This window comes from Streptomyces ruber, from assembly GCF_014648075.1.
Lineage (GTDB): Bacteria > Actinomycetota > Actinomycetes > Streptomycetales > Streptomycetaceae > Streptomyces > Streptomyces ruber.
Map to the genome: position 1 here is coordinate 20935 of NZ_BMQK01000032.1, position 8465 is coordinate 29399.

General features: G+C 66.1%; 10 protein-coding genes. 7 read left to right on the top strand and 3 right to left on the bottom strand.

The genetic code is table 11. From position 1 onward, the window contains the following. Positions 1-2 precede the first annotated feature (2 nt). The 7 genes from IEZ04_RS33745 to IEZ04_RS33775 all read left to right on the top strand — a co-directional run bounded on the left by IEZ04_RS33745 (position 3) and on the right by IEZ04_RS33775 (position 6034). Entirely contained in the window at positions 3-1085 is a 1083-nt protein-coding gene (locus tag IEZ04_RS33745; protein ID WP_189220810.1) for a ParB/RepB/Spo0J family partition protein, read from the top strand. 372 nt (positions 1086-1457) lie between these two features. Further along, the gene (locus IEZ04_RS33750; protein ID WP_189220812.1) at positions 1458-2804 is read left to right on the top strand and encodes a hypothetical protein; all 1347 of its coding nucleotides are present in this window, start codon (positions 1458-1460) and stop codon (positions 2802-2804) included. Between the two features lie 238 nt (positions 2805-3042). Further along, a complete protein-coding gene (locus IEZ04_RS33755; RefSeq protein ID WP_189220815.1) occupies positions 3043-3729 on the top strand; it encodes a hypothetical protein in 687 nt (228 codons plus the stop codon). 66 nt (positions 3730-3795) lie between these two features. Next, on the top strand, positions 3796-4026 hold the full coding sequence (locus IEZ04_RS33760) for a hypothetical protein (protein WP_189220816.1): 231 nt from the start codon (positions 3796-3798) through the stop codon (positions 4024-4026). Beyond that, entirely contained in the window at positions 4019-4261 is a 243-nt protein-coding gene (locus tag IEZ04_RS33765) for a DUF6087 family protein (RefSeq protein ID WP_189220817.1), read from the top strand. Before IEZ04_RS33760 ends, IEZ04_RS33765 begins: the two co-directional genes overlap by 8 nt. Positions 4262-4526: 265 nt before the next feature. Next, positions 4527-4883 (top strand): effector-associated constant component EACC1, encoded by a 357-nt coding sequence (locus IEZ04_RS33770; protein WP_189220818.1) that lies wholly within the window; start codon positions 4527-4529, stop codon positions 4881-4883. Next, positions 4880-6034: a caspase, EACC1-associated type gene (locus IEZ04_RS33775; protein ID WP_189220819.1), complete on the top strand. Its 1155-nt coding sequence runs from the start codon at positions 4880-4882 to the stop codon at positions 6032-6034. Before IEZ04_RS33770 ends, IEZ04_RS33775 begins: the two co-directional genes overlap by 4 nt. Positions 6035-6817: 783 nt before the next feature. Here IEZ04_RS33775 and IEZ04_RS33780 read toward each other — a convergent pair. The 3 genes from IEZ04_RS33780 to IEZ04_RS33790 all read right to left on the bottom strand — a co-directional run. Then, entirely contained in the window at positions 6818-7447 is a 630-nt protein-coding gene (locus tag IEZ04_RS33780) for a hypothetical protein (RefSeq protein WP_189220820.1), read from the bottom strand. Continuing rightward, positions 7444-7818, bottom strand: coding sequence for a hypothetical protein (locus IEZ04_RS33785; protein ID WP_189220821.1), 375 nt, complete (start codon positions 7816-7818; stop codon positions 7444-7446). The genes IEZ04_RS33780 and IEZ04_RS33785 overlap by 4 nt, the downstream gene beginning before the upstream one ends. A gap of 317 nt (positions 7819-8135) precedes the next feature. Further along, positions 8136-8465, bottom strand: a 330-nt coding sequence (locus IEZ04_RS33790; protein WP_229821482.1) for a hypothetical protein, incomplete at its 5' end; no start/stop codon positions are given.

Here is an 8465-nt window from a genome sequence, read left to right on the forward strand (position 1 = left end):
AGATGGCTGCCAGGCACGATGAGTTCGACGACTTCTTCGGTGACGACGACACCCCGTACGTCGACACCCGCGCCGACGGCCGCCTCTACCGCGTCCCGCTCGGCCGGCTCGCCCCCAACCTGGTCAACCCGCGCACCGACTTCGGCACCCCAGAGCAGCTCACCGACCTCGGTAAGAGCCTGGCACGCCGCCAGAACCAGGCCTGCCCTGCCGTCAGCCGCGTCGCCTACCTGAAACTTTGGCCCGACCACGCCAAAAAGATCGGCGACGTCGACTACGTCCTGGTCAGCGGTGAGCGCCGCTACCGCGCCGCCACCACCGTGGACCTGCCCGGCCTGGACTGCGTCGTCAACGACGACTTTGCCAAGGACCGCAAAACGTTTATGGAGGCCGTCGTCTCCGAGAACGTTGACCGGCAGAACTTCGATCCCATCGAAGAGGCCTACGCCGTCCAGGCCCTCGTCGCCGAGTTCGGCTCCAACCGCGCCGTCGCGCAGCACTTCGAGCGCGTCGACGGATGGGTCACCCAGCGTGTCCTCCTCACGCACCTGGCTCCTGAGGCTCAGGACCTGGTGCGGAAGAAGAACATGCCACTCGACGCTGCGCGTGCACTGGGGAAGCTGGCCCGGGACAACGGCTGGGACAGCACAGCGCAACTGGCATGGTGGCGAGACGAGCAGAGCCGCAGGGCGGCAGCGTCCGCTGACCGAGCGGCCGCCAAGAAGACCGCCGCTGCCAAGCAGCCGACGGCCTCACCGAAGCCGCCTGCCAAGGTCGAGCACCAGGACACTGACACGGAGGAGTTTTACGGCCGTAAAACAGCCGCTGTTGCTCCAACGGAGCTGAAACGCTTCTCAGCACCTGCCGAAGATGAGGAAGGAGAGGCCACGCCGCCCGTCCCCGTACAGGCCACAGCCCCTGAGGCGACGGCCAGCGAGAAAGACCAGCAGCCGAAGCGCTTCCCCTACGACAACGGCGTATACGCGGCCCAGCACCTGATCCACAAAATGCCGCCGGACCAGCTCGACAAGGTGCTGGACCTCCTCATCAAACACAGGGACAACCAGGCCGTCCCAACCAGTTGAGTGCCACGGGTAACGGCCAGCCCGATCGGCTCCACGCCGATCGGGCTGGCCCCACCGCCCACTGACACCCGGAGGCCCGAACTGGAAGCGCACTGTCCGACGACGCTGCGGCCCTTTGATATCCCCGCCGATCGAGAGGCCACGCGTCTCCAGCGTGGCTCCTGGATCGGTCTCCGATGGCCGCTACGCCGAAGCCGACGGTAGCCGCCATTGAGCGGGCGGACAGGCCGCTGATGGCGAAAATCTGAGACCGCCTGGTGAGCGGACCTCTACGATCTTCAGACGATCCACGCGAATGGTCTACCCGGCTGGCGAGCTGGCCTGTCGGTGTGGTCCCACATGCTTGGAGTTCACCTGGCACGAAGGACAACCATGACCCTGGACTTCAACGCGGACGAACCGGTTGTCGGACTGGCGCGGCAGCGAGAGCTGATCCGCGCCGTCCTGGACGCCAGCAGCGCGGACGAGACGCGCTGGCTGGAGTGGAAGTCCCAGCACGATGTGTCGAAGCCGGCGGGAGCCTTCGCCGTGTCGAAAGCGATCCTCGGCTTCGCCAACCGGATGCCTGATGTGGCAGAGCAGTGGGTTGGAGGTCACGCCTACCTCTTGGTAGGGGTTGATGAAGAAGCGATCCACGGGGTTTTGACGCACGATGTCGAGAAGGTCGATGGCTGGCTGAGGCGCTACTTGGGCGAGTTCAGCCGCTACCAGTTCACGTACGTCCCCGTGGACACCGATGAGGGGAAGCGTCACGTCATGCTCGTCGACGTCTCTCCTCCCCGGTGGGGCGACCCTCTCCACCCCCTGCACAAGGAATATGAAAGCTACCGCCCGGGCACCGTCTTCCACCGGTACGCCGGCAAGACCGAACCCGCTCGTCCAGCTGAAATCTACGCCCTCACGGACCGCGCCCGCCGAGCAACGAAGCGCGTGAACGTCGACGTCACCATGACCACCGGCGCCGTCGCTGTGCTGGCCCCGACCGAGGGCGCCCGCCGAACGATCACCGACTTCCTCCGCGAGGAGATGATGGGGCAGGTGGACGCTGCGGACGAGGAGAAGAAGGCGGCGGCTTCCAACCCGTTCGGGAACTTCAGGTCACTCCAAGTCCTGTGGCGCGAGTCCCGCTCCCCGGAAGAATTCCGGCAGGAGGTGGACGAGTACCTGAGCGACCTCAACCTCGCCATGCAGCATGCACTGGCACAGGCAGTTAGCGCCACAGGCACGCCTCTAACCCTCACGCTGACCAACCCTGGCGAAGACAACCTCACGAAGGTCCAGGTAGTGCTGAGCCTCCCCGACACCGTCACAGCCCATGTCACGGCCGACGCAGAGGAAGAGGTCGACTGGCCTCACCAGCCGGCCAAGTACGGGGAGGGCACCATCCCTGTACTCGGCGTCCACCAAGGGGTGCTCGGAGTGCAGCCGTCGGCCTACCATCTGCCGTCCCTACATTCCCCGGACATCGAGCAGCAGGATGGCCGCACCCTCATCCGCTTTGCCCCGGTGGACCTTCGTCCCCACGAGACCGTGGACCTTGATCCGATCACGGTTTACAGCAGTCAGGAAGCCGACTTCTTCCTCTCGGAGTGGCGAGCGACTGCGACCAACGTCAGCAGTAAAGTGCAGCGGCCCTTGTCCATCCCCGCTCAGCGTCTCGAACTTGACCTACGGGACGTACTTCGTTCCATGTTCGAAATCGACGACGACGCAGAATAGCTTGACTCTGTCGGGGATCTCCAAGGAGTGGCTCTGGCGCAATTCCTGTACAGCCGGTCAACACGCGGTCGCCCGGCAGTAGCCGACTCGACGCGGTGCAGGTCGGACGCCCCCTCCGAAAGCAGGCAGAGACGTCCCTGCCTCGTACCACAGGAGGTGGGCCAGAGCCACTGAACGTGAACGGAGCCACTCGGCATATGCAAGGAAGAGCGCGTGCGAGGCTTCTAGCATCACAGGCATGAACGACAACGAGGAGCAGGCCCGTTTCTTCGTGCGCACCTGGGCCGAGGCGGTACTGCGCCAGGCAGAGCGGGCGCAGCAGATACGGCGTCAAGCGGCCCAGGACGATCGCAACTACGAGCGGATGGAGGACTGGAGCCCTCCGATGGAGGTGCTTGAGAAGAACTTCCGGACTCAGTGGGCCGAGGAACACCAACTCGTGTGGGCTGCACAACAGCTTGAACGGTGGGATGCCCGTTTGCGCCGGGAACGGGGACAGGATCCCCGCGAAGAAGACCCCTTCCTGAAGGACGTACGGGACGCTCTGGAGCATCTGGATGAAGTCGACTTCACCGATTTCCAGGCCATCTCCCCGGCTCCCGTGAAGGGCCGGGAGTACATCGGTCGTGCCATCAGGAGGCTGCCCGGCCGCGCCCTCGATCTAGTTCTGGGGGGACCGACCTTGGTGGGAGGCATAGCACCGCAGGCCATCGAGGCACGCGCTCTAGAAGCAGTCCAGGCGGTGGAACAGGAGTTGGAGCAGGAGCAGCGGGAGAAGCATGCAGCGTTCCTCCACGCCGCCGAACACGACCCGGAACTGCGAGAGCTGCTGGAAAAGATCGCCGACTTCTACGCGCACCCCGAGCGCCTGATCGGTTCCCCTCTCGCGCAGGGCGGTAGCAAGGACACTACAGCGAACACCTGACCTTGGAGCTGTTCTAGCTGTCGTTGTGGTGGACGTTGTGGACGTTGAAGCGGGCGGGACGGCGTCGTGACGCTGTACGCCGGTGCGGACGGCGAAGCGCGGCGCGGCCACAGTCCTGCAGGGAGGTGGCCGTCTGCTCTTGGCGCGTTGGCATGGGCGCAGGAGACTGCCGGTATGGGGCGTGAGGACGCCGACAAGGACGGGGCACTGACCGAGGAGGAACTGGAAAACATCGGCCAGATGCCCATCGAGGATCCCGACGACGACCAAGACGGAGACGAGGGTGAGGATGAGTAAGGCGAGCGAGGAGCGGTTCGGGCAGCGGTTGCTGCAGCGCACCTACCAGCCCGGCCGGATGCGCGCGGTCACTCTCGTGCCGGGTCCGCCCCGCGCCGCCCACCTCGTCCCCGATGCGCCCCGCGCGGTGCTGCGCTGGGACGGTGAGCGTTGGAAACTCGTGGCCGTGGTCGCCGATCTCGCTACGGCCCAGGAGCGCATGCGCCCCAAGCGGCCTGGCCCCGAACCCTGGTAGCGGTCACAGGGACCACGATTTCGCTCACACGGCGAGTTTCTCGACGCGACGCCCTCCACTCCACTCCTGTCGTTGGGGTTATGCGGCTGCTGTTGACGAGCCGTACCTGGGATGCCCGCTTCGGCCAGAGTCCGTCCTCGTGTCCACAGTCAGCCACCCGGCCAGCACCCTCGCATCGATCCTTCGGAGTGTGCCGTGAGGTGCCGGATGGGTAGGGGACGTTAGCCGTCGGTGGTGGCGGATGTGCGGGTTGGAGGGGGTCTGGATGCGGGTGGAAGTGCGTCTGGAGTCGGGTGCGGGGGAGCTGCGCTCGTTGCAGGGCTGGTTGCGGTCGGATCCGGATGTGCGCCGGTTCGCTGTGGTTGAGGCGCGGGGGAGTACGCCGCGGCCGGGGGAGATGGGCACGGCGCTGGATGTGCTGCAGTTGGTGACGGACAACGGGTGGAGCGCGGCGTCGTTTGTGATGGCGTTGGTGGCGTGGCGGCGGACCCGGCCACAGCGGCCGCGGGTGGAGATACGCCGTGGTGACACGGTGGTCGTCCTGACTGACTGCTCGCCCGAGGAGATCGAGCGGGCCGCCAGAGCGCTGGACGCCGCCACGGATGAGGACCGGGACACGTGAGTGTCCTGCCCGACCCGGGGGTCTCGCGGGCGGTCCTGATCGGCACGAGCCGCTACGACCACCTGGAACAACTGCCGGCCGTCTCGAACAATCTGACCGCGCTGACCGATCTCCTGAGCGGCCCGCTGTCCCTGCGCCTGCCCACCTCGCACGTAACCGTCGTCGAGAACCCCGCGGACCCGGGCACGGTGATGGAGCCGCTGCGCCAGGCGGCCGCTGAAGCCACAGACACGCTGCTCGTCTACTACGCCGGCCACGGCCTAATCGACGCCCAAGACACACTCGTTCTGACGCTGCCGCACACCCAGCCGGACCATGTCGAGACCAGCCTGAACTACGACTGGCTGCGCCAGATCCTTTTGAACTCCCGCGCCCAGCGCCATGTCGTCATCCTCGACTGCTGCTACAGCGGCCTCGCGCTCGGCAGGATGAGCGCCACACCCGAGCTCGCCGACCAGGCCGCAGTGGAAGGAACCTTCCTTCTCGCGGCGTCCGCCGAGACCCGCACCGCCCTGGCACCCGTCGGAGAGCCCCACACGGCCTTCACCGGCGCCCTTCTCGACATACTGCGCCACGGCATCCCCGGCGGCCCGCCACTGCTCGATCTGAACAGCATCTACCGGCACCTGCGCACAACTCTGGAAGCACAAGCCCGCCCCATTCCCCAGGCCAGGAATCGCAACAGCGGCGCCCAGATGGCGCTGGGACGCAACCACGCGGACCTTCCCGCCGCTCCGGTCACTGCCACAGTCGGCCCCGAGCCGGACCGGCGGCCATGGCCCGACCCGTTTTCCATCCGCACCGTCACCGGCTTCCTCACCCACCTCGCTGACGTACGGAGAGCCAGTGGCCTGACCCAGCAAGAGGTCAGCCGCCGCTCCGCCGGCCAAATCTCCACCGGCACCATCAGCAAACTGATTAACCGCGACACGCTCCCCACCACCTGGGGCACCACAGCCGCCTACCTGACCGCCTGCGGCGTCCCCGAGGACCAGATCCAGCAGTGGCACGACACCTGGCAGGAACTACGCCGGAACCCGGCCGCCGCGCAAAAGGCGCCCATCGACGCACCCGACGGCGGCACCGCCCCCGCTGCGCCCGGCAAGACGCGGCGACGGTTCTCCGCCCTCTGGCGCAGGCGCGATCACTGACCGGGGGTGGCTGGGGCCGAGGATCCGGCCGGGCGGGGCTGAGGGCTCTCTTCCGCGTCGCCAGAGTCGCTCCCGAAAAGGGTGTTCCATGCCGCGATGGCCAAGACGCCGGCCACCACGAGCACGCCCGTGGACGGCTTCTTCCACCGGCTGCGAGAGACCGACGAAGGCCTCACGTAGTGCGCCGCTCTGTAATAGCCCTTGCGCTGCTGTGCCACAGTTCCACATCCCCCGAAACGGCAAACCGACTGCCCTGCCATTGTCTCAACGACACTTCGAACGTGGTGTCGAACGCTTCACTATGTCCGATTCCATGCGTTCGCGCAGGCCACTGCCGATCTCTCGGTCGCGGCAGCTACAGCAGCAGCCAGGGAGCTAGGGAGCTCGAACAACGCGGGTTTCTTGGGGACGACGTTGTTCTTGATAATTGTGGTCCCGGGTATCACTCTGATTTCGGCGTGCCACACGATCAATGCTTGCTGTTACTCAGCGTCATAGGACGCTTGCGGGGAAGGCTCACGCTGACGGCGCCTTGCTTTCACCGGATTAGGTGACCGCCCGTCGTGCCTTGGGCACTGGCCTCGAGGCTTCCGCGCGCAGCATCCGTGCTATCCAGGTCAATCTCCTTGACGCACCACCCGGCGTGCGCATCTCCGACCTGGACGAGCTGCGAGCCCGGGGAGTGCTTGGAGCCCGCCGTGACGCCCCGGCTCTGCGGCGGCCCCTGAAGCCAGTGGCGGTGCCGATGAGGAGCGGCCCCGCCTTCTCGCCTGACGTGCGTTCCTACCGCTGCATTGCCGCACGGGCACGGGCAGCCTGCACGGCGGCGTTGTCGCGTGCGATGTTCGCCCGCTCCTGAACGCTGGTGCCAAATCCACCCCAGGCGTAGAACACGGCGAGGAGCGCGGCCGCCATCGCTGCTGCAGCAGTAAACGTCGCTAGGGCCCGTGTCATGCCGGCAGGCAGATAAGCCAGAATCCGTATCTGCGTCTCCGTAGTAATGTCGGCACATCGCTCCGCCCACAACTCGAGACCCTGCGCGACTCGCGCCAGGAACGCTGCGGCGCACGCGAAGAAGGCCGCGACGCACAGGATTCCGGCTACCCACCTCTCCAGAAGCTCGGGAGCCGGAGAGCCACTGGAGAGGGGCAGTCCCCGGACGCAGTAGCCGACCCCAGTCGCGAAGGTACCGCCCAGGAACACGGCCCCTAGCAGATTGAAGAAGATGTCGTCGTAATCGTCATCGGGCACGCCACGACTGCCCTGCCCCTCCGGGGCAGCGGACCGACGTCGGCGCTCTGCGGGCACGAACAAGTTGTAGACGTGCCCGAAGACGTTGCCGCCCACGAAGGTGCCTGGTCCGCTGTTCGTCTGGTTGACGACCTTCTTCTCCTCGGGCGAGTGCTCGTTCACGCGGCGGGCCCGCCCGGGTTGATAGTCAGGCCGCCGTGGTTGTCTCCGCCGATGAACACGCCGCTGCCGCTGTTGGTCTGGTTGTAGATCGTGGGACCAGTGAGGGCCAGGGCCTTGAACTCGCTGACCGCCGCGGAGTGGCTCCTGAGATGCGCCTCAATCAGCGGAGTCAGGCGGTGCGTGAGCTCCTCCGGCGTGGCGTTCTCGTCGTCGAGGACGGCAATCATGGCGTCCTGCTCGGCGGCCGTGCCGCGCCGTGCGAGCTCGCGGATCTTCGTACGAAACCAGATAGCTCCGCCAGTGAGGGCTCCGCCGATCAGCGTGCCCGCCGCTCCGCTGGCTACGTCATTAGCAAACTCCGGAGGAATCACAGCAGTTGCTCCCTGATGCTTCGCGCTGGAGGGCCACCGTACTGCCGTGGTCATGGCAACGGAGGCTGTTTATAACGTGTCATCCATCACCAGGCCCGGCTGACCCTCTCGTACCACGCCACGTACCGGTGTGAGTGGGTGCTGTGGCGGCAGCGAGCGGGCGTTAGTGGCTTGAGAGCCTCAGCGGCATGAGTTGACCAGGCTGGTGCCGGCTGGCGGCAGACGTGGTGTGAGCGGCTGCCACAGCGGAACCCAGGCACAACAGTTGGGGAGCGTTACCGAGCGAGTGACGTCGCTGTCGTGTGCGAGAGATCGCTTCAGGCAGGAGGCTGTCGGCTGGCGATCTCTTCGATGAGCTGGCTCTGGTGCCGGATGTCATCGCTCTGGTTACGGGTGAGGTCGTACTGGGACAGTATGTCGATTTCCGTGCGGGCTCCGGCGATGTCGCCCATATGAGCCAGAACCACGGCACGCTGTGAGCGCACTCCGATGACCATGTCCAGCAGGTTGTCCTCTTCGGCTGCGAGCAACACCATGTCGAGCATTCTCAGTGAAGCTTCCGACTTGTATGTGCCGGTAGCGGAGCACGTCGGGTTGGCCGCCCGTAGCGTCTCCGTAGGACGCCGGACCGGATGGCTCGTGAAGCT